The 20002-nt window shown below is 46.7% G+C and carries 17 protein-coding genes; 4 read left to right on the forward strand and 13 right to left on the reverse strand.

The window, feature by feature from the left end; genetic code table 11:
• Nucleotides 1-7: 7 nt before the first annotated feature.
• A complete protein-coding gene (locus tag MoGM_RS01640; protein ID WP_104368478.1) occupies nucleotides 8-601 on the reverse strand; it encodes a DapH/DapD/GlmU-related protein in 594 nt (197 codons plus the stop codon).
• Between the two features lie 102 nt (nucleotides 602-703).
• Here MoGM_RS01640 and MoGM_RS01645 point away from each other — a divergent pair, with 102 nt between their 5' ends.
• From MoGM_RS01645 to MoGM_RS01655, 3 genes are read left to right on the forward strand one after another with little or no spacing between them, the layout of a single operon-like run.
• Nucleotides 704-2233: a lipopolysaccharide biosynthesis protein gene (locus MoGM_RS01645; protein ID WP_104368479.1), complete on the forward strand. Its 1530-nt coding sequence runs from the start codon at nucleotides 704-706 to the stop codon at nucleotides 2231-2233.
• A complete protein-coding gene (locus MoGM_RS01650; protein WP_104368480.1) occupies nucleotides 2230-3027 on the forward strand; it encodes a glycosyltransferase family 2 protein in 798 nt (265 codons plus the stop codon). Before MoGM_RS01645 ends, MoGM_RS01650 begins: the two co-directional genes overlap by 4 nt.
• A complete protein-coding gene (locus MoGM_RS01655; RefSeq protein ID WP_104368481.1) occupies nucleotides 3024-4169 on the forward strand; it encodes a glycosyltransferase family 4 protein in 1146 nt (381 codons plus the stop codon). Before MoGM_RS01650 ends, MoGM_RS01655 begins: the two co-directional genes overlap by 4 nt.
• 107 nt (nucleotides 4170-4276) lie before the next feature.
• Here MoGM_RS01655 and MoGM_RS01660 read toward each other — a convergent pair whose 3' ends face one another.
• Nucleotides 4277-5119: a glycosyltransferase family 2 protein gene (locus MoGM_RS01660; RefSeq protein WP_104368499.1), complete on the reverse strand. Its 843-nt coding sequence runs from the start codon at nucleotides 5117-5119 to the stop codon at nucleotides 4277-4279.
• Between the two features lie 8 nt (nucleotides 5120-5127).
• Nucleotides 5128-6270 carry a glycosyltransferase family 4 protein gene (locus tag MoGM_RS01665; RefSeq protein WP_104368482.1) on the reverse strand — a complete coding sequence of 381 codons (1143 nt, stop codon included), beginning with the start codon at nucleotides 6268-6270 and terminating at the stop codon, nucleotides 5128-5130.
• A gap of 133 nt (nucleotides 6271-6403) precedes the next feature.
• Between MoGM_RS01665 and MoGM_RS01670 the strand changes: the two genes are divergently transcribed.
• A complete protein-coding gene (locus MoGM_RS01670) occupies nucleotides 6404-7318 on the forward strand; it encodes a glycosyltransferase (RefSeq protein WP_104368483.1) in 915 nt (304 codons plus the stop codon).
• Between the two features lie 89 nt (nucleotides 7319-7407).
• Here the strand turns inward: MoGM_RS01670 and MoGM_RS01675 are convergent, their stop codons facing one another.
• The 10 genes from MoGM_RS01675 to MoGM_RS01720 all read right to left on the reverse strand — a co-directional run bounded on the left by MoGM_RS01675 (nucleotide 7408) and on the right by MoGM_RS01720 (nucleotide 19920).
• A complete protein-coding gene (locus MoGM_RS01675) occupies nucleotides 7408-8550 on the reverse strand; it encodes a glycosyltransferase family 4 protein (protein WP_104368484.1) in 1143 nt (380 codons plus the stop codon).
• A gap of 556 nt (nucleotides 8551-9106) precedes the next feature.
• Entirely contained in the window at nucleotides 9107-10309 is a 1203-nt protein-coding gene (locus MoGM_RS01680) for a glycosyltransferase family 4 protein (protein ID WP_158249538.1), read from the reverse strand.
• Nucleotides 10306-11478: a glycosyltransferase family 2 protein gene (locus tag MoGM_RS01685; RefSeq protein WP_104368486.1), complete on the reverse strand. Its 1173-nt coding sequence runs from the start codon at nucleotides 11476-11478 to the stop codon at nucleotides 10306-10308. The genes MoGM_RS01680 and MoGM_RS01685 overlap by 4 nt, the downstream gene beginning before the upstream one ends.
• 9 nt (nucleotides 11479-11487) lie before the next feature.
• Nucleotides 11488-12654, reverse strand: a complete 1167-nt coding sequence (locus tag MoGM_RS01690) for a glycosyltransferase family 2 protein (RefSeq protein ID WP_104368487.1) — start codon at nucleotides 12652-12654, stop codon at nucleotides 11488-11490.
• Between the two features lie 4 nt (nucleotides 12655-12658).
• Complete coding sequence (locus tag MoGM_RS01695; RefSeq protein WP_104368488.1) at nucleotides 12659-13537, reverse strand: glycosyltransferase family 2 protein; 879 nt, start codon at nucleotides 13535-13537, stop codon at nucleotides 12659-12661.
• Nucleotides 13521-15053, reverse strand: a complete 1533-nt coding sequence (locus tag MoGM_RS01700) for an O-antigen ligase (RefSeq protein WP_104368489.1) — start codon at nucleotides 15051-15053, stop codon at nucleotides 13521-13523. The genes MoGM_RS01695 and MoGM_RS01700 overlap by 17 nt, the downstream gene beginning before the upstream one ends.
• Nucleotides 15054-15075: 22 nt before the next feature.
• Nucleotides 15076-17253: a hypothetical protein gene (locus MoGM_RS01705; RefSeq protein WP_104368490.1), complete on the reverse strand. Its 2178-nt coding sequence runs from the start codon at nucleotides 17251-17253 to the stop codon at nucleotides 15076-15078.
• Between the two features lie 41 nt (nucleotides 17254-17294).
• Nucleotides 17295-18284 carry a TolC family protein gene (locus tag MoGM_RS01710; RefSeq protein ID WP_104368491.1) on the reverse strand — a complete coding sequence of 330 codons (990 nt, stop codon included), beginning with the start codon at nucleotides 18282-18284 and terminating at the stop codon, nucleotides 17295-17297.
• A gap of 44 nt (nucleotides 18285-18328) precedes the next feature.
• Nucleotides 18329-19543 (reverse strand): sugar transferase, encoded by a 1215-nt coding sequence (locus MoGM_RS01715; protein WP_104368492.1) that lies wholly within the window; start codon nucleotides 19541-19543, stop codon nucleotides 18329-18331.
• Between the two features lie 8 nt (nucleotides 19544-19551).
• Entirely contained in the window at nucleotides 19552-19920 is a 369-nt protein-coding gene (locus tag MoGM_RS01720) for a response regulator transcription factor (RefSeq protein WP_104368500.1), read from the reverse strand.
• Between the last annotated feature and the right edge of the window lie 82 nt (nucleotides 19921-20002).

Consider the following 20002-nt stretch of genomic DNA (forward strand, 5'->3'; position numbering starts at 1 on the left):
ATGCCGATTATAGTGTCCTTTTCTTCAATATTGCAGGTACTCCAGCCACAAGTGTACCCGGGCTCACGTCTTTTGTGACCACGGCTCCCGCCGCAACCACTGCATGCCGTCCGATATTCACTCCCGGAAGGATCACGGCGTTGGCGCCTATCCACACGTCGTCCTCTATAGTCACTTGTTTGGTCGTGATTCCCTGTTCGTCTATTCGCTTGTCCGGATTGGTGAAATTATGATTGAGAGCCGTCACGGTGATGCCCTGGGCAAGGTGTACATGGTTGCCTATCGTTACCGGGCCGATAATTGTGCTGTGGAGGCCTATGCGGCTGTCGTTGCCGATAATCACGTCGCCCACTGCATTGTTGATGCAACAGAAAGACTCTATGACGCTGCGATTGCCGAGCGAGAAACGTCTGTATGGCGGTGTGTCCATACGCACGCTGCGGTGTATTACGGAGTGCTTGCCTCTGTGTTGGTATAGCGGGGCAAGCATACGGACGTACCAACGCGGTCTTGTCTGCACCCGGTTCATTATCAGAAAGCCTATAAGTCTTTTTATACCGGTATCAGATTTAAAGTTTTGTCGCAAACGTTCATTGTTCATGGCCTGTTTCTTTGATATCCGCAAAAATAGCGATAAAAAATCGTTTTTCCAAATATTTGACTTATCTTTGCATAGTATAGTCGATGGAAAAACGCATGCCTGATGGGTGGAAGAGTACATAAAAGTGTTATAAACGCGGAGGTAAATCTTTTGTTTTACTTCCTGTCGTTGTTCTTGGCTTTCTTCTCCCGTAAGATATTTCTCGACAACCTGAGTGCCGATTTCATAGGTCTCACCGGCACATTGGGTAATATTCTCGGTTATCTTAACCTTGCGGAGTTGGGTATCGGCAGTTGCGTCAGTTTCTTTCTGTATAAGCCTATTCAGGCTGGCGACAGGATAAAGATAGGTCAGATATTGTCTGTTTTAGGTTATCTGTATCGTTGTATCGGTTTCGCAATGCTTGGGGCGGGCGTCGTTCTGAGCCTCTTTTTCCCTTTGATGTTCGGCGGAGAGAAATTGGGTATGCCTATAATTTATTTCACTTTCTATTCTTTTCTCGGCTCTTCGCTTATATCATATTTCATAAACTACCGCCAAATACTGCTTCAAGCAGACCAGAAGAACTATCTTGTGGCTGTTTATTTCCAGTCGGCGGGGCTGGTAAAGACAGCCGTCCAGATCTTTCTTGCATACAGATATCATAATCTCTATGTATGGGTCGCGATAGAGTTTATGTTCGGGTTGTTCGCCTGTATTGTCCTAAACCGTAAGATTGACAAGGAATACCCGTGGCTTAGAACCGATAAGGCGAGCGGACGCCGCCTGCTGAGCCGGTATCCCGAGATACTGGCAAACACACGGCAGATATTCATCCACAAGATAAAAGACTTTGTTTTGAGCAAGAGTGACGAGCTTTTTATATTTGCTTTCGTCTCGCTTAAAATGGTAGCTTACTACGGTAACTATATAATGATAACATCGAAGATCACTCTTCTTTTCACCTCTGTACTCGACAGTGTGAATGCCGGAGTGGGCAATCTTGTGGCAGAGGGTAGAAAAGACAATATGATGAAGGTCTTTTGGGAGCTTATGACCATACGTCATTTTGTGGCGGGAGTGCTCTGTTTCTCGATATACTACGGTATGGAACCGTTCATTTCGCTATGGCTTGGAGATAAATTTATCCTGGACCATGACATACTTTTGATGCTCGTGATATACATTTACATGATAAACTCACGAGGAGTGGTGGACATATTCAATCACTCGCACGGCCTGTATGCCGATGTATGGTCGGCATGGGCAGAGCTGGCGATAAACATCACAATAACTATTGTGGGCGGATGGATGTATGGCATCACGGGAATACTGGCTGGAAAGATAGTCAGTGTGTTTGCGATAGTCATATTCTGGAAGCCGTACTACCTGTTTACCGCCGGTCTTAAATTGCCCGTCACGCAATATTGGAACGGCGCTGTAAGATATTATGTCGTCTTTGGGGCTGCGTTTGCGGCAGGGACGGTTCTCGAACAGTTCATACCGATAAATCCGTATGAAGGTTATATACAGTGGATCGGCTATTCGGTCACATGTCTTGCTATATTCCTTGCTGTCGAGATAACCGGTCTTCTACTTTTCGCAAAAGGAGCGAGAGACTGTATCGGACGAATAAAAGTATTCAAGAAATGAGATATTCCATTATAACGATAAACTATAATAACCGTGACGGACTGCGCAAGACAATAGAGAGCGTGGTCAACCAGAGCTGTCGGGACATCGAATATATCGTAATCGACGGCGGCTCGACAGACGGTAGCGTGGAGGTGATAGAAGAATATGCCGGAAAGATAGACTATTGGGTGTCCGAACGTGACAAAGGAATATATAATGCCATGAACAAGGGACTGGCGCAGGCACATGGAGAATATCTTAACTTCATGAACTCGGGCGACTGTTTTCACGATAATGACGTTCTTATTAATCTGCCGCAAGATGCGGATGAAGACATTATTTTCGGCAAAGCATTGAGAAGTGACGGCAATATATGGTCGCCTGCGGGGCGTATGACTCTCTATTCGTTATGTATTTACGGGTTTAATCACCAGTCTACGTTCTATAAGAAGAGTATATTCGACACGGACAGATACGATGAAAATCTCAGATTGCTGAGTGATTGGAAACTGACGGTCAAGTGCATAGTGGCCGATAACCGTACATATAGGGTTGTCGACAATATGATTGCGGTATATGACGTCACCGGAATAAGCAGTCTTGATGCCGGGGCGAGATACAGGGAACAGGATATCATAATGAAAGAGATGTTTCCCGAGAGAATAGCCGAAGACTACATGTTCTTCCGCCGGTTGCGCAGTCCGCTGCTTGAAGACATCGCCTATCTTTCGACAAGAGACCGCTTACACCGCATCATCATCAAAATAACACGCTTGGCGATACGCATTAACAAAAAGATATCTAACCAATGAAAATCTTTTATATCTATTATTCGCTCACGACGGTAGGCGGAGCCGACAGGGTTATCGTCGAAAAGGCAAACTATCTGGCCGAGAACGGGCATGAGGTGGCTATTGTCACAACGTCGCAAAACGGCAGGGAGCCGTTCTTCCCGTTATCGCCGAAAGCGAGAATGATAAGCATTGACATAGATTTCGACCGTCAATACAGATACAATACGGTGTTACGGGCGTGCGTTTACTTCATTTATATGCGCAGATACAAGCGTGCGCTCACGCGGTTGCTGTGTGAAGAAAAGCCGGATATAGTGATAACCACGCTCGGAAGGGACATGGAGTTCCTGACATCGATACGCGACGGGAGTGTGAAAATAGGCGAATCGCACGTGGCGAAAGAGTATTCGCGAAACTTTCACCTGCTCGAACAACGTGGGGGGATATACAAATACGTGGCACGGCACTGGCGGCGGAAACAGGAGAAAGCCGTTTCAAGGCTGGCGGCACTCGTATTGCTGACCGGGCACGATGCTGCCAGTTGGCAAGGGACTGCCCGTACATACGTGATACCCAACTCATTGCCGTTCTATCCTGGCCAATCGAGCGCTTGCGAGAATAAAAACGTGATGTGCGTGGGCCGTCTCAATGAGCAGAAAGGCTACGAATACATGATTGAGGCATGGGAGTCGGTGAGCAAGCGGCATCCCGACTGGACGCTTAATGTATATGGTGAGGGCGAAGATGAGGGCCGTTTGAGGGAGATTATTGCCGGAAAGGGACTTGAACGGTCATTTGTCATACACAAACCGACTAAAAATATAATGGAAAAGTATCTCGAAAGCAGCATATATGCCATGAGTTCGCGTTTCGAGGGGTTCGGTATGGTGCTGATAGAGGCTATGGCCTGCGGTGTGCCTTGCGTGTCGTTTGACTGCCCTTACGGTCCGGCCGATGTGATAAAAGACGGTGAAGACGGATTTATTGTGAGATACTTGGACTGCAAGGAGCTGGCCGACAAGATTTGTTTCCTTATCGAAAATGAGGAGACGAGAAAGCTAATGGGGCGCAAGGCCAGGGAGAATATCAGGCGGTATTCAAGGGAAACGGTGATGGGAAAGTGGACAGAACTGTTTGAAAAGGTGCTGAAATCAGTTTAGGCATGTGTGTTATACACTTGGTAAATAAGCATTATAGCATCTGTATAAATGTTGCGGATTTTTAGGCGTATATTGAAATAAGCCTCGCCAAGTATTGAGAATAATGTTTATACAAGGTTGTCTTTCGAGTCTTCGTAGTGCTCTTTTTTATAGAATATGCGCCATATTCCTTTGGACTGCATGCGGACTCGCTTCATCAGGCTCTTCATCAGCGAATCATTGCCCAGTGTGCCATATCCGGTTACCGGGCGGGCTTTTCTATCATGGATAAACGCTATGCGGCCGTATTTTTTCAATGACAGGGCGAGTGAGCCGTCTTCTCCACGTTTTATGTCAGTGCGTATGTTCTCATGGCGTGCGTAATCAGCGTTGAAGGCGAATACCATGCCGCGAACGCAAAGTTCCGGACGCTTGAAATGTTGTACGAACAGAAAGAAGTCACGAATTGCCTCAAAGATGAAAAGCCCTGCGGCGGAATGCTTTTCATCCGGATAGAAGCTCCAAAGAGCCCCGACACATGATACCCCGGGCTTTAAAAGTGTTGACATCATTATATCTATATACCCGGAAGGATATACCGTGTCGGCGTCGATGAAGAAATGATATTTGCCGCGCGAGTTGTATAATCCGCACCGGCGGGCAAATCCCGGACTCTGTCGCGGTTCGTTGAAATAAGGCAATCCAAGTGTTTTATATATATCCTCCGTGTTATCCGATGAGTTATTGTTCACTCCGATAATCTCCAGCGGATGGCTTGATTTCAACTCGCTGAGCGACCATAGACAAGCGGCAAGGCATCTGCCCTCGTTGTGCGCGATGACTACCACAGACACTACCGGCTCTCTACTCTGCGATGAGGCCAGCTTTTCACGTATCTCGTCAAGTACCGCTACCGGTATTTCATCTATCGGTTTGTCGTATATAGAAAGATATTTATTGTACCAAGCCATGTCTGTTTTCACTTATTGCATACTTCATTGAATAATTCACGCCACTTTTCGGCAAGCATGTCCATGTCATAATTTTCGGATTTCCGCACGGCGTTGCCTGCCATTTCATTCATCCTTCCCGGCGATTTCATCAATGAAGACATTGCAGCGGCAAGCGCGTCGGCATCTTCGGCAGGTACCAACAGACCGTCGGTGCCGTGGGATATTATAGCTCTCGGACCGCAGGCACCATCAAAAGATATTACCGGAAGTCCGCAGGCCATAGCTTCGACAAGTGCCATTCCGAACCCCTCGAACCTGCTGCTTGACACAAACAGCGAGCTGGCCGTATACTCCCGTTCTATATCGTGAGTGCTGCCGTTCAGCCTGCAGCGGCTACTGTCTATTCCAAGCTCGGCCGACAGTTGCTCGTATGGCTCTCTGTTGCCCATTCCGAAAACAGCCAGTTCCCAGTCCGGACATTCTTTTTCCACTTTACTCCATGCCCGCAACAACAGGTCATAGCCTTTTTCATGACTGTATCTGCCTACCGCTATCACCCGTTTCCGCATTAGGTCGCTGCGTGTAGAGGGAGTGAAAGACAGGGGGTCGGGAATGGAAACCATGTTCTTTAATCCGTTCCACGCTTTTTTGTCCTCATCCGTCAATACTACAAACTTATCCAGCTTCTTCAATTTAGATACCAAACCGTACATCCAGAACTTTGCAAAACACCGTTTGACAATGTTCGTATCTTCCGTTTCGAAGTTACGATAGTTCTTTTTGTTTATGTGCATCTCGCCGATTTTCATGCTTCCGTCTTTGATGTCGGTGATGAAATTTATCTCTCGTCGCAGCATGCTGACCGTTATATCCGGTCTGAGGCGCATGAGTTCGGCACGCAGTCTGCGTTTGAAAAGCCGCTGCTTGCGCAGGTATACGAACACTTTTTTGATGAAGGTGCATGTCCACAACTCCTCAAAACCGATGTCGAGGTTTATCACCCTCACTTTATCCGAAAGATGATAATACGGCTGTTTGCCATGTCCGTCTGTCAGAATGATTGTCACATCATGACCGAAGCGGTCGGCAAAATAGTTCGCTTTCAATGTCAATACACGCTCGACACCTCCTGCAATATATAGAGATGGAGTGCAATAGGCTATTTTCATAATCGGAAAGATTTAAGCACAGTGAGCCGTTCCGTTGTTTAACATTGCGAAGATAGTCATTTATTCCGACATTAGGAAAAGGCGTTGTAATTATTTTCCACAGTGAAAAGATTTTATTAAATTTGCCGTAACAATGAATAAAGTAAGCGTAATACTTCCCATATATAACGTCGGGTTATACCTTGACGACACTTTCACGTCGTTGATGGGCCAGACCCTGCGTGATATTGAGATTATAGCGGTGAACGATGGGTCGACAGATGACAGCGAGGAGATAATAAGGAAGTATATGGCGTCAGACCGCCGTATCACGCTCATCAATCAGGAGAACCGTGGACAGGCCGCGGCGAGAAATGCCGGAATGGCCGTCGCTACCGGGGAATATATCTATTTCATGGATGCCGACGACACTATACATCCCGACGCATTGAAAACATGCCATGAATATGCCTCAGTAAACAATGCCGACATGTGCGTGTTCGACGCCGATACGGTATATGAGGAGGGGGCATGCCCGATATCATGGAATTACAGGCAGAGCCGTTTTCTTGAAGAGGGCAGGGCATATACGGGGGAAGAGCTGTTGAATATAATGATGGACAACGGCAGATATAATTCTGTCGTGTGGCTTTATATGGTCAGACGGTCTTTTCTCAAAGGCACGGGCATATCGTTTTACAATGGAATAATACATGAGGATGAGTTGTTCTCGACGTCTCTTTTCCTTAAATGTCGGAGTGTTTTTTGTATTCGGAAAGTTTTTGTCACCCACCGTATAAGGACTGGTTCCACGATGGGCACGGACTTCACGAGGCGCAATCTTGACTGCTATATGACCGTTGCGGATGAGATTAAGAAGTTAAACGGTGGCCAGACGGCCGAAAGATACCTCGGGTTTATGCTTCCCATCGTGTTCTACACCGGTCATCTGATACCGTTGAAATACAAGTTCGGACTGTTCGCCAGGGCTGTGAAATCCGGGTATATGGGATATATCGGGCTGAAATCAATCCTTGTGTTCTGGCTTAAAAGGGCGTGGTGGCAGTGAAATTTGGATTTATGTATTGCCGTATGGCAATTCAAACGCTTTCTTAATATCGCGGATACAGGCGTGTCTCAATAAGACGCCGGTGGAAATCACATCTTGTTTACCGCGTCTACGACTCGTTTCATCTGCGTTTTCCATGATAAATCGGATACGGTGTCGCGAATGTCTGATGGTTGGAAGTCGTGGCTTTCGATGAACTCGATTATGGAGCCGATATTTATCGGCGACTCATCGGCCGGCACTTTAAGCACATATCTGCGGCCATCGAAATCACTGTCGCATTCGGAATATGCGAAAGGAATGCCTCGGGCGGCATATTCACGGTTTTTCAATGTCTTTATCGAGGTTATTCCGCTGCGGTGACGGCCGAGACTTCCCACGGCAAAGACGCAGCTGTCGAAAACCCTGTCGAGCTCTGTGCCGAATAACTGACCGTGGAAAACAACGTTTTTCTCTATCCCGTATTTTTTTATAATGCAGGCAAATCCCGGAGCATGGGCGGAGCCGTGCATCTCACTTTCGCCCACACCTCCCACTATATGGAAGTATACATTGCGTCTTGTTCCAGGTTTTGCGTAGTATTCTCCCAGGCCGGCGATCAGTCTGTCGTATCCGTGCCAATAGTGAACTTCGGCCACTCCGATTAGGTGTACGGCATTGTCTCTGTGCCGGCACTCATGTATAGGTATGCTGTCGAGATCTATTCCATTGCTGATATTCACTGTCTTGCAGCCGAAAATATATTCGGCATCGGAGAACGTTACTATCGCGCTCATCTCTTTTGCGAGCCTGCGGCGGAACATTTTATCGACAAACAGCCTGATACGCTCTTTCAACGGGAAGCCCGCAAACTCGCCGTCATAAGGATATGTGGGTATCTCGGTCACGGTTTTTATGCCCGATTTGCGCAAGCGGGCGAACAGTCTTGCGAGCTGCGGAGTGGCATTCATGAAACTGCGGGCGTATACCAAATCAATGCCGTTACCGGCACAGTACTTGTACACGCATCCGTAGTCGTACCGTTGCCGTATGGCGGCATGCAGTCCGGTGCCGTAGTCTTGTATTACTGTATCGTCCACATAGCGGCATCGGTGTCCGTCGGCCGAGAAGTCATAATAGCACACATGCACGTCATGACCGTTCTCGCGTAGTCCTTTCACCTGGCTGCGTATCTTTTTGCTTATTCCGCTTGCTTCCGAAAAGCCGTGATATACGAGAAAGAGTATTTTCATCGGTTCATTATATGTGGGAATGAAGGCTAAGAACCGTAAGCAATGAATTCTGTCTCAATTTGCCTGGGCACCGCCTGTCTTTTGCAAAGATACGGAAAAGAATCGGTAATGAACTGGTTTTATTTGACTTTTTAATCATCTGTTGTAATGAAAAAATCATAAAATTAACACTTTGTTTTTCTTTGAAATAGAACAACAATGCGATATGTGTAGCTATACGCATTGCGATAGTATATCGATTGTGGGATGTCTGCTTCTTTGTTTTTTTTGCAGCGGGATACTCCTTGGAACGCATTTAGCAATTAATTGCACTGCGTTTAGCCGCTCGTTGGAAGACAACGGGCGGCTAAACGCAGGCTAACGGGACGCTAAACGCAAATACAACCCAAGGCAGGTGAGGGGTGTTTGTTGAATAAATAATGTGTTTCAGATGTATTGTATTGATATACAGGTGTTTGTGAAAACCTGTGAAATGCGGCGGTATTTCCGTCCGGAGGATTTTTGTTTTCAGATGATTGAAATATAAAAGGAGTTTTGTAAATATTATTGATGACTTTTATTGTGTCTTAATTCTTTTCGCTTGCAGAGCTTTGAAGAATGCTTCGGCATACCGCTCCTTTGAGAACATGGCGGCACGTGCCTGTGCGGCTCTTCCCATTTTCTCCCGCTTTTCGGCAGAGTCCATAAAGTCTGATATGGCGTAGGCCAGTTGTCGTGCCAAATCGTTGCCGGGAGTGACGATGACCGCACATTCGTCCGTGGCCGTTTCTGGCAGTCCGCCTCTGTCTGTCGTGATGATTGGCAGTCCGGCGGCCATAGCTTCCACGCATGTCAACCCGAAAGGCTCTTCCCATGTAGAGGGCAGTGCCGCGATGTCTGCCAGACGCAGGTATTGTGGCACTTTGTCGTAGGGAACGAAGCCGGTGAATACGATGCGGTCTTTAATAGGGGCGGCTTTTTTTATGAGCGAGTCTATAAACGGATTGGTTCCGGTCTCGTTGGCGAAGAAAGCTCCGCCCACGATAAGCAGTTTTATGTCTGGTCTGTCTTGTAGGGCTGTCATGGCATCCATGAGCTCGGATATGCCTTTCTCCGGAATAATCCTTCCGCTGAAAACGACAACGAAATCATTTTCTGCCAGGCCGATATCGGCTCTGCGCATCTCTTGTTTCCCGCATGCGGAGAACATGGCCGTATCTATACCGTTGTGCACGGTGACGCACTTGCTGTCTTTACCGCCCACTGCGCTTACTTGCTTGGTGATATGGTCTGACACGGATATTATTATGTCGGCAGCGTCGTACAGCTCTTTTTGTCTCGGTGTATTCCGGTTTAAGACATCGTTGTGCAGGTGATATATGATCTTGGGACGTATGGCGAGGCTGTCCAGATGAAGCGCATAGCCGGGGCGGTTTTCTATTATTATGGCGTCGTAGGTTTGCCTGTTGATGTGCCTTAGGGCTTTGGCGAGATAGAACTCGATGGTATAGTGGTAGTATTCGTTCCGGTTTGTCAGCCGGTGTATGCGCTTCATGATTTTTGAGATGAAACTTTCCGTATCTATGAACACGTAGTGGTTTACGGATGAGGCGAGTGCACGGTGCTTGCGGGCCTCTTTGCTTTCTGTGCTGTATACGGTTATGTCGTGCAGGCGGTGACGGTCGTTATATTCGAGATAGAAATCGATAAGGTTTTCCACCGCTCCTCCGCCTGTGGCCGGTACGGGGAGTATTCCGGATGTCAGGACGGCTATTCTCATCTTTCGTGTCTTGTGTGTGTGAATGTAGTGTCGTTCTTGTCGATATGACGGATGTTGGCGAGCATCTTCCATACGAGGTTGGGCATGGCCGTAACTTTACGGAGAGTGGTTCCGAAGCGTTTATTTCCAGGTATCGACATGATGACAGAGAGGCAGAGAACGGCGAGCAGCGCCCACCACTTCATGCTCCACACCGGAACGGCTACAAGTGACAGCCCGGCGAAGAATAGTATGGCGGCTATGAGTATAGACCTCGGGATGAGCATCTGCTGTACCGTCTTGTCGATATAGTCAATGTTGCCTTGCCTTATGGCGGCGGGAACGTGCGGGAGCATGCTTGACAGACATTGTATCTGGGCTGTCATCCATCTCCGCCGCTGCTGCTGGAAATTGTCTTTGCTTGCCACCTTCTCGTCAAACACGGCGATGTCTTCCTCATATTTTATATATATACCCTGCATGAGCAGGAGTGCTTCAAGCTCTTTGTCTTCGCCGGCGGTTGAGAGAAGTCTTACATTGTCCGTGAACCACTTGAAGTCGAAGCACATACCAGAGCCTATCAGAGCGGAAGACAGACCTATGTTATTGTGGGCTTTTCTGAATATGGTGTTGTTTATCTCCTCGCTGAGTCCGTCGAGCACGGCAATGTCGTTATCGGTGTTTTTGGCGAGCCTGTGGCACTGAATTGCGGAATATCCGTATTGGCAGGCTGTGTTGAGCCGGATAAGGAAATCGCTGTTCACCACGTTGTCGGCGTCGAGCACGACGACGAAGTCGTATCGGCGGTCACAGTTTGCCATGGCATACTGAAGGGCCTTGGCCTTCGAACTGTTCTCGAAAACCGGTTTGTGGAGTGTTATCGGCATCAAGCTTAGTTTGTTGTTGGTATCGTTCCGCATGTGGTCTGATATCACTGCGACATGATAGTGGTCGGCGGGGTAGTCTTGGTTGAGGAATGCTGATACGGATGTCGTTATCACATTGTCTTCATTGTATGCGGGAAACAATACGAGGAATGTGTGCCTCCGGTCGTTGCATGCCCTTGGTCTGCGTTGTGTCTTTCCGCTATTGAACTTGCTGGCGACGGCGAAGAAAAGCACGTAGACGACCGAACCGGCCATGAAAAGCCATAGCGTCATGTCGATGATATGTATTATTGTCCATGTCATGGCTTGCTGTCAGTTGCGGTTTTCGAAATTCTTTTTGCGGCGTATCATTTTCGTTATGTTCAGCAGTGATACAAGCATGATGAACGGCGCCTTGAAAAATGATTTGTCCCACTTGTCGTCTACGAGGTAATCGGGAGTGGCTATGGCCAGTACAAGCATAGTGACGGCAAACATAATCCACCATTTCACGGCCAGTGTGAGGTAAATGAACGGCAGGACGATGCTCATGAGCACCATCACGGCTACCATTATTGTGCGAGGGATAAGCATCCACTGTATGATTTTGTCTATCAGATCGTATCGTTTTTTCAATATTGCGGCCGGAAGATAGCGCGCGTTTGAGAATAAAGAGCGCAGTTGTGTGGATGCCCACCGGCCTCTCTGCTTGTTGAAATCGGCCGACTGTCTTGTTTTCTCATCGTACACGTGGATATGGTCGAAGTAGTCTACGTATATATGCTGGCGCATGAGCAACGCCTCCAGTTCCTTGTCTTCCCATCCTGTGTTTGTCTTCATTATGTTTTCTTTGAACCATTTGAAGTCGTAAGCGATGCCCGAACCGGATATGGCGGCTGATATTCCGAGTGTTATGTGTCCACGGCGGAAGACGGAGTTGTTAATCTCTTCGAATATTGCGTCGAGGTTGGCTATTGCCGTGTCACGGTTTTTAGACAGGCGATGAGCCTGTATCGCCTTTGTGCCTGCTGTTTCGAATGCGTCGTTCATCTGTTGGAGGAATTCGGGCTCTACCACCGAGCCCGCGTCGAGCACTATCGCTATGTCGTATATCTTGAACTGCGGCAGGTTGTTGATGGCCAGTTGCAGCGACTTGGCTTTCGTACTGCTGGCAAAATTAGGGGTCAGCAGTGTTATTGGATATTGAGCGAGATGAAAGTTAGTTATTTCTTTCTGATGGTCGGAAATGACGGTTATGTCGAACAGACGCTGCGGGTATGTCTGTCCGAGAGCGGTCTTGACGGTCTGTTCTATGCTTTTATCCTGTTTGTATGCGGGTATGAGGATGATAAAACGGTTCTGGTGCTTTGCCGCCGGAACACCGGTACGTCTGTTGAAAAGGGCGGCAATCGAGAATACGGTGAGATATGCAACCGTGAGTGATACGATTGCAAACAGTATGATGTCTATTATGTTTATGACAATCCATCCGATGCTCATGATGTTATGATTTTAAGAAGTTCACGATGCCGCCGACAGTGGATTTTACCAAGTCAAAGCGGCCTTTGATACTGTGTGTTATGATGTTTTTGAGTGAAGCGATGGTAATCAGGTAAAAATATGCCGCCAATCTCTCAATGCCATTGGTGTTTCGTTTTGCAAAAAGCAGGCGGTTGCGGGTTATGTAGAATGTCTTTAAAGGACTGTCGGTGCCTGTCGAGCGGCTCTCCTTGTGGTAGATGGTGAACGACGGGTCGTACCATATTTCATATCCGGCTTCGTGCAGGCGCACAGACCAGTCTAACTCTTCATAGTACAGAAAATAACACTCGGGCATAGGGCCTGCTGATTCGATGGCACTGCGCTTTATCATCATGGCGGCGCCATGTGCGTAAGGAGTGGGGTAGGCGGTGTCATGCTGTCCGCAGTCGTCCTCGTTGTATCCGATGGCACGGTTACGCAGTGTGACGGGCGATAGCTTTGTATAGCCGGCAAACTGTATCTTGCGCTCATCGTCGGCAAAACATATCTTGGGACATACCATTCCTATTGTCGGTGATGAGCAGAGGCGGCTTGTTAAATTGTGGAAATTGCGGTTTTTGAATATTGTGTCGTTGTTGACGAGGAACAGATACTTGCCGGATGAGGCTTTCATTCCTATATTGTTTCCGCCCGCAAATCCCACATTCCGCTCCGAACGAATTGCGGTTATTGCCGGATAGCGTTGTTTCAGGAGTGCGGCCTCATCGTCTCGGGAACCGTTGTCGACGACTATCACCTCCAACGACTTGTCGTCAAGGGGTAGTGTGTCAATCAGTTCGCAGGTGTCTTTGTAGCCGTTGTAATTGACAGTGATAATAGATAGCTCAATCTCTTGATGCACGTTGCTTCTCCGCTATTAATCGTTTGCGCTCTTCTCTTTTTGAAATAATGTCTTTTTCCAGCCCGTCGTATTCATTCTCGATGTGTGGCAGGATATATACGACAGCCAGGCCTCCGTAGAAGATCAATACATTAGGGAACTGCATCAGTATTTGGTTGCCGTATCCTCCGAGGTGTATGGCTGCAAAAGCACAGCAGAAAGCGGCTCCTATGCCTTGCAGTGATTTGTTTTTCAGTTTGAAAAAGACAATTATACATGCTCCAAGGAACATCATCATTGTTGTTACAATGAAGGTGGTGATGCCGATGATACCTGTATGTACCCAGATGAAAACGTACTCAGAGTCGGGAGCGGTGACGGAAACTTTCCTGTATTTATTGTTTGCTGGCACGTTACCGAGGTTGCGGCTGATGCCGATGCCCCACGGTGCGTCTTGCATGTACTTCTTCATTGCCGTCTGATTGATTTCTCGTGTACCGAGAGAGGCGTCTTCCTTGTTGAATGCCGAACGCATGCGTCTGATCATGGAATTGCCTTGGCCTATGGTGGTAAACACCAGAATGAACATGAAGAAACCGAATACGATGGTTACGGGAATGGCTATTTTAAAGGATTTGGAAAGGAATACATATATGGAAACGCCAAAAGCAAAGCAGAATATGGCGGTTCTCGTGCCTGAAGCGAACATAGTCCATGTACATGCCAGACCGGTGATGAAGAAGAATATTCGTTCTTTCCCGCAAATGCTCTTGTGTGACACGGAAACGATGAAGAACGCAACGGCGCTCGCGGCCATGTTGCATCCTAAGTTGGCTGCATCGCTGAATATGGAGAAATATCTGGTGATGCCATTCACAATGTGGGTCCGCGCTCCATATACAAGCCATGCTTTCTCGATGCTCGTGAAACCTATGTGCTGTTGTTTCCATGCCCAGAAGGCGGCGAAGAGTGACAGGGCGGCCCATAGTCTGAGGAATGTTGTCACCCGTTTTGGAGTGGATATGTATATGATGCATACGAGATAAGCGTACATGAGCTGGAAAGCCATGAGGCGTGCGCCGGAGAACCATGACGCAATGTCGATTCCGAGGTCGCAGGTATCATTGAGAACCTCGATGGTACAGAAACCACACCATATTACCAGGGCAAAGAACATTATATTCGCCACCCTGCCGAGGTGAAGGCTTTTGGCATCGATTATGGCAATGGCCAATAATATTATTTCCAGTACTTCGTTTGGCATTGAGACAGGAACGGGCATGTAACTGTACCTGTTTAGAAACATTACGAAGTAGTTGATGACGAACAGAGTCCAGAAAGTTATCATCTTATGGCGCATCGCAAAGATGGCGTACAGCGCCACAGCCGGCAGCATGCAGACAATGGCGAAGCCGGTGATGCCCATTGTGATGAGCTGATAGAGTGCAATTAAAAACAGGAGGAAGAGCAGTAATACTTTTCCCCCGTTTTCGCTTGTGTATTTTGATATGTTATCTGATTTGCCGTTCTCCATCATCAGTAATAGACGCTTCTTGCCGTCAGTTGGCGTGGATGTTCTCGGTGGCTGTCAGGCCGAGTTGCGAAATCCGATAAACGAAATTCTTTAATTTTGTATATGGCGGCAACTGGCCCACAAATTCCTCAACGGCATATCTGCTTGTTTCTGTGAGATACATATAAAGGGACTCTGTGTTTTCAAGCTGTGCCTTTATCTCTTTAAGTGCTTTTTGATCAACATCCTTCCAAGTGCGGTTGGCACGGGTCACTATGAGGTTGACTGTTCCGAGGTTGAGCAATGCCGGGGCTATGGGATGATCGTTGAGATTGGGATACTCAACGATGGCAATCTCGTCAGGAAGAATGTCGGGACACAGTTCTTTTATGCTTTTTGCCATGATGTATTTTCCGTCATCGGCAAGGAAATCTTCATCGTATGCAAGCCTGCGAACTTGCAATCCGAGGGAAATCCAATAGTTTTCAAGTTCCTGCGCAAGAAAACTCTTGCCGTTTGCCGAGTCGGTGGATATCAGGTTGAGTACGTTTTGCTGTCCGGTCTTAAAGTGGGGGAGCAACGTTTTGCTTAGTTGGCGTAGTGCCATGTCGGAGATAATCTTGTTATATCTGCGATAGCGTAAGTTGCTGTCTTTCGGATAACATCCCATGACAGGTATCTTGGTTATGCGTTCGGAGCGCATGCGGTCTCGTAATGTTCTGTCTAACAGTTCGATGATGAAGAAGTACATTGTTGTCATCAGGAATGTGAGGATGAATGCACCGAGCAATATCAGCAATCTGTTTGTCGGTTGTGCGTTGAGCGGGAACATCGGCGGGTTGAGAACTCGCAATGTGGCGGTAGACATTTGCAGGTTGCGCTGGCGCAAGCGGGCGGCATTTAGCGATTTGAGCATTTCCATGTAATTGCTTTCAATGAAGCCTATGTGCCTGTCTTTACGGTCGAGCGTGGCTCCTATGGGGGCGAAATAAAGGATTTGCTGGTCTAGTTTCTGGCGCATTATGTCTTGGGCGGTCATCTGTGCCTTTGTCTTTTCCAACAGAAGAACTTGATCGAGCCATTTGGTCAGCATCGAACTTGCTTTCACGCCTGTCTCAGTACTGTAAGTGCCGGCTTCGATATCTTGCGTGAGGCTTTTCACTTTGCTGGTGGCCTGTTCCAGTTGCTTTTGTGCTTTAGCCAGTTCTTGCTGCGATTCGGATACGTTTCCTCCGCCTTCGCTGCTCATTAGTTGCAGATTGGAAATCCTTGATTGTATTCTTGAAATGTCACGAACCTGATCCGTGAAGTCTCTGTTGGCTCTTACGACCTTGGCTCTGTTGCCTAATTGTCTTTCAAGATAGTCCATCAGGGCTTTCGTCGTAGTGTAGTTCATGAGCAGGTCATTGTCCGATGTCTGCTGTGTGGCATCCAGTATGGTCAGTTGTTTGGTTTGTTCTGGGTAGTTTATCACTCTCTTTGATATGTTGTATTTCACCAAATCGTCCTCTGCGTTTGTCAGGATGCGGAAATAACGCTTGACCTCACGCTCGAAGTATTTTATCACGTTGTTCGTTTCTCCAAATCTTATTTGTTGGTATTGGCGTGCAAAGACCTCGTTTAGGATGTCAAGAGTGTTATATGCTACACCGGCGTCATTGGCCGAATATCCGATATCGATGATGTCACTGTTGTCGAGTTGCATTACTTTAAGACGCGAAGTGATGTTGTTCATGCCGAAATACGGATGATAATTGAGCAGTCCGAACAGATAATTGTCTTGTGAAGGTTTTTCGTATGCTTTCAGATTGGCGTATGTCGCCGACTCGCTGTTATGGTTTATCAATGCTTTGACGTCAGCGGGAACGGATTGTGTCAGTTCGCGGAAGTGTTCGGCGGATATGTAGTTGTTGTCCTTATCGGGATTACCGTACATCATGCATCGTGCGAACAGCCTCAAAGCAACTTCATGTATGGTGTTGTCTGTGGTTATTATGAGCATCAGGTTCTTGATGTTGGCTTGCGGATTTCCACCGGCAACCCCTGTTCCTCCCTCTATGTTGTATCCGGTTATCATTCCGGTGTATATAGTTGTGTTTGTGTCGTATGTACGTTCCATGTGCCGTGTGAGGAACCATGCGATAACAAGAGCGATCAGCGGCAGTATGGCGAGATACCATCTGATGCGGTATAAGAATCTGACTAAATATCTGAATGTATCCATAGTGGTTTGACTTATCTTGTTGCTTGTATGTCTTTTTCTTCTTATCTGCTCGTATTCGAAGTGTTTCCTGAGCTGTTCCCGGATGATTTCGGCTTTTCTTTGGCTGCCTTTCGCTGTGCTTCCTTATCCGCTTTTTCTAATGCTTCAAATCTTTTCTGCTCCTTTTCCGCGTTCTTTTTTATTTGTTTTTCCACCGCTTTGTTTTCTTTCGCGATTTGTTTGTCGCTCTTCTGGATGTCGCTGTCCAGTGTAATATCCGTGGTGGTGTTTGTTATTATAGGCGTGTGTGTAAGGATTTCGAGCGTTATTATGTCTGTCGTTATTTGCGTTTGAAGGTTTTGATAACGGCTCACGGCTTCCTGTTCCCTTAATTTTGTATATGCGAAAGCCTCAATGTTCATGTTGCCTTGGTGGAAATCTTCTTGGTTCAAGGCACCTGCGCCTTGGTAGATAGCGGCATTCTCGCTTGCGGTTTTCAGCGAAACGAGGTCATTTGTTATTTTAACGTACAGTGATGCTATCTGCAATTTAAGTTGATCGTATGCTATGTCTTTTTTTATCTGTGCCTGTTCGACGAGCAATCTCTTTCTTTTCACAGACGCACCCAGGTCGAGGATATCTTCCAATGGAATGTTTAGGTTTACGCCTACGTTCCAATAGTTCTGCTCGCTGCCTTGAAATTGGTATATCATCTGGTTATATGTGGATGAGTTGTTACCCCACATGTCGGTTTTTCCATAGCTATAGCTGGCATGGCCTCGCAGGTATGAGAATATGTGCCTTTTCTGTTTGGCGACTTCAGCCTGTGCTATTTCCTGTGCTTTGGCCAGGTCTAAAATTTGTGGATTGGACTTGGCGTTCTCAAACAGGACTGCCAGTGGCGGTAAATGGAATTTGGAGAAGTTTATGGTGCTGTTTTCACTTGAATCGAAGAAACCGGCACTTATTCCGCTGTTGTTGAACTGTGCTTTTGCTGATAGGCTTATTATCGTAAGTAAAAGCAGGCATATCGTGTGTCTAGGATTATTCATACGGTGCTTATGGTATTAAAACTTATGTTTGTTCTTAGTTGTTTTCAGACATTCTCTTTCTGTACGAATGCGGTCAAAGTCTTGAATATTATTTTCATGTCCAAAGCAAAGTTGTAGGTTTGGCCGTATCTGATGTCAAGTTGTTTGCGCTCTTCTGCCGACATTGTTCCACTATCGCCCCTTTTCTCCACTTGCCACAAACCTGTGAGACCGGCAGGAGCCATAAACCTGTCGATACTTGTATCTCCCGTGAGTTTCTCCGCTTCGTATAGAGGTAGAGGCCTGTTTCCTACCACCGACATATCTCCTTTGAGGATATTGAATAGTTGTGGCAACTCGTCTATACTGTATTTGCGAATGAAACGGCCCACTTTTGTTACGCGCGGGTCGTTTTCTATCTTTATGAAAGCGTTGTTTTTTTCTTCATTGTTTTGCTTTGCGAAATCACTTTCTGCCACCACAAAATCGTCACCTACGAGCATTACCTCCTCATCTCCGAGCATTATTTCTTCGCCCATGTCTCTGTTTTGGGTGGTAAATGTATCTGCGTTATGGTCAGCATTGTATGGTATTTTTGTCGGGATACTCTCCGGATTGCCTCCCCCGGAATACTGGTTGTGAGATTTGCTCAGTTCTGTCAGATGCTTGTCCGCATCACAGTACATGCTTCTGAATTTGAGAAAATCGAATATTTTGTAGTTTGTTCCGGCTCTTTTTGACTTGAACAGAATAGGACCTTTGCTTTCCATCCTGATAGCAATGGCAGTAATAAGGAATATGGGAGATAATATTATTATCGCAATCAAGGAGAATACGATATCGAAAAGCCGTTTCCATACCGGTATCTCAAATTGTAATATTTTGTATTTTGGAGCCTTGCTGTCGAACAATATGTCTTCCCTGTCGGATATAAACCGTATTTTCTTGTTTATATCCGTCACGGTGGCATCTTTGCCTATAGTGTCGTTAATGCCGCATTTCATGTATTGGCAGCGTTCTTCGTCCGATAGTTTTTCTGTTAACAATACAATATAAATATTGTCGCATTTCTTCCGAAGGTATGTTATGGCGGTGATGTCTTCGGTGAGCAGGCCTTTCTCAAAAAGTACGATGAGGTGCTTGTGTTTCCCGTTAAACCCCGAGACGCATGCCGATGCCGCGTCTTTATAGGTGCTTGTGATCCTTATGAACTGTCCCGAAATAAACTTCAGACGTTCTTGGGTATAGGGATTTGTCCCATAATATACTACACCTAACATAATGATTATTAGTTTGGTAGGATTTTCTTGATTCTTATTTTCAGTTCTATCGGGTTGAAAGGCTTTACTATATAATCTTCCGCTCCGATTTCAAGAAGGCGAATACGCTCGCTTGTACTATCTTCACTGCTTAGCATTACGATAGGTATGTGGCGGAACAACTCGTTCTGTTTTATCCATTCAAGGAAATCATCGCCTCGCATTTCCGGCATTCTGATGTCTGATATTATAAGGTCGGGGGTATTTCCTGCTTGCAGCCATTTTACGCCTTGCAGCCCGTCCGGAAGCCATTGTACTTCGTAGTCGCTCATGAGGTATATCGAAAGCACCTTGGCTATTGTTTCTTTGTCATCAAGAATAAGTATTTTCTTTTTCATCAGGTTCAGTTGTTTTTTCGTTATACTTGTTTTCTTAGTAAAGATTTTTACCAAAAAAGTCATTGCTTATAGAGTGCAAAGA

The sequence above is a fragment of the Prevotella sp. MGM1 genome (assembly GCF_002933775.1).
Classification (GTDB): domain Bacteria; phylum Bacteroidota; class Bacteroidia; order Bacteroidales; family Bacteroidaceae; genus Prevotella.

What these genes read in the sequence shown, in the direction of transcription:
- MoGM_RS01640 (WP_104368478.1), bottom strand. Translation starts at nt 601, where the DNA reads ATGAACAATGAACGTTTGCGACAAAACTTTAAATCTGATACCGGTATA.
- MoGM_RS01645 (WP_104368479.1), top strand. Translation starts at nt 704, where the DNA reads ATGGGTGGAAGAGTACATAAAAGTGTTATAAACGCGGAGGTAAATCTT.
- MoGM_RS01650 (WP_104368480.1), top strand. Translation starts at nt 2,230, where the DNA reads ATGAGATATTCCATTATAACGATAAACTATAATAACCGTGACGGACTG.
- MoGM_RS01655 (WP_104368481.1), top strand. Translation starts at nt 3,024, where the DNA reads ATGAAAATCTTTTATATCTATTATTCGCTCACGACGGTAGGCGGAGCC.
- MoGM_RS01660 (WP_104368499.1), bottom strand. Translation starts at nt 5,119, where the DNA reads ATGGCTTGGTACAATAAATATCTTTCTATATACGACAAACCGATAGAT.
- MoGM_RS01665 (WP_104368482.1), bottom strand. Translation starts at nt 6,270, where the DNA reads ATGAAAATAGCCTATTGCACTCCATCTCTATATATTGCAGGAGGTGTC.
- MoGM_RS01670 (WP_104368483.1), top strand. Translation starts at nt 6,404, where the DNA reads ATGAATAAAGTAAGCGTAATACTTCCCATATATAACGTCGGGTTATAC.
- MoGM_RS01675 (WP_104368484.1), bottom strand. Translation starts at nt 8,550, where the DNA reads ATGAAAATACTCTTTCTCGTATATCACGGCTTTTCGGAAGCAAGCGGA.
- MoGM_RS01680 (WP_158249538.1), bottom strand. Translation starts at nt 10,309, where the DNA reads ATGAGAATAGCCGTCCTGACATCCGGAATACTCCCCGTACCGGCCACA.
- MoGM_RS01685 (WP_104368486.1), bottom strand. Translation starts at nt 11,478, where the DNA reads ATGACATGGACAATAATACATATCATCGACATGACGCTATGGCTTTTC.
- MoGM_RS01690 (WP_104368487.1), bottom strand. Translation starts at nt 12,654, where the DNA reads ATGAGCATCGGATGGATTGTCATAAACATAATAGACATCATACTGTTT.
- MoGM_RS01700 (WP_104368489.1), bottom strand. Translation starts at nt 15,053, where the DNA reads ATGATGGAGAACGGCAAATCAGATAACATATCAAAATACACAAGCGAA.
- MoGM_RS01705 (WP_104368490.1), bottom strand. Translation starts at nt 17,253, where the DNA reads ATGGATACATTCAGATATTTAGTCAGATTCTTATACCGCATCAGATGG.
- MoGM_RS01710 (WP_104368491.1), bottom strand. Translation starts at nt 18,284, where the DNA reads ATGAATAATCCTAGACACACGATATGCCTGCTTTTACTTACGATAATA.
- MoGM_RS01715 (WP_104368492.1), bottom strand. Translation starts at nt 19,543, where the DNA reads ATGTTAGGTGTAGTATATTATGGGACAAATCCCTATACCCAAGAACGT.
- MoGM_RS01720 (WP_104368500.1), bottom strand. Translation starts at nt 19,920, where the DNA reads ATGAAAAAGAAAATACTTATTCTTGATGACAAAGAAACAATAGCCAAG.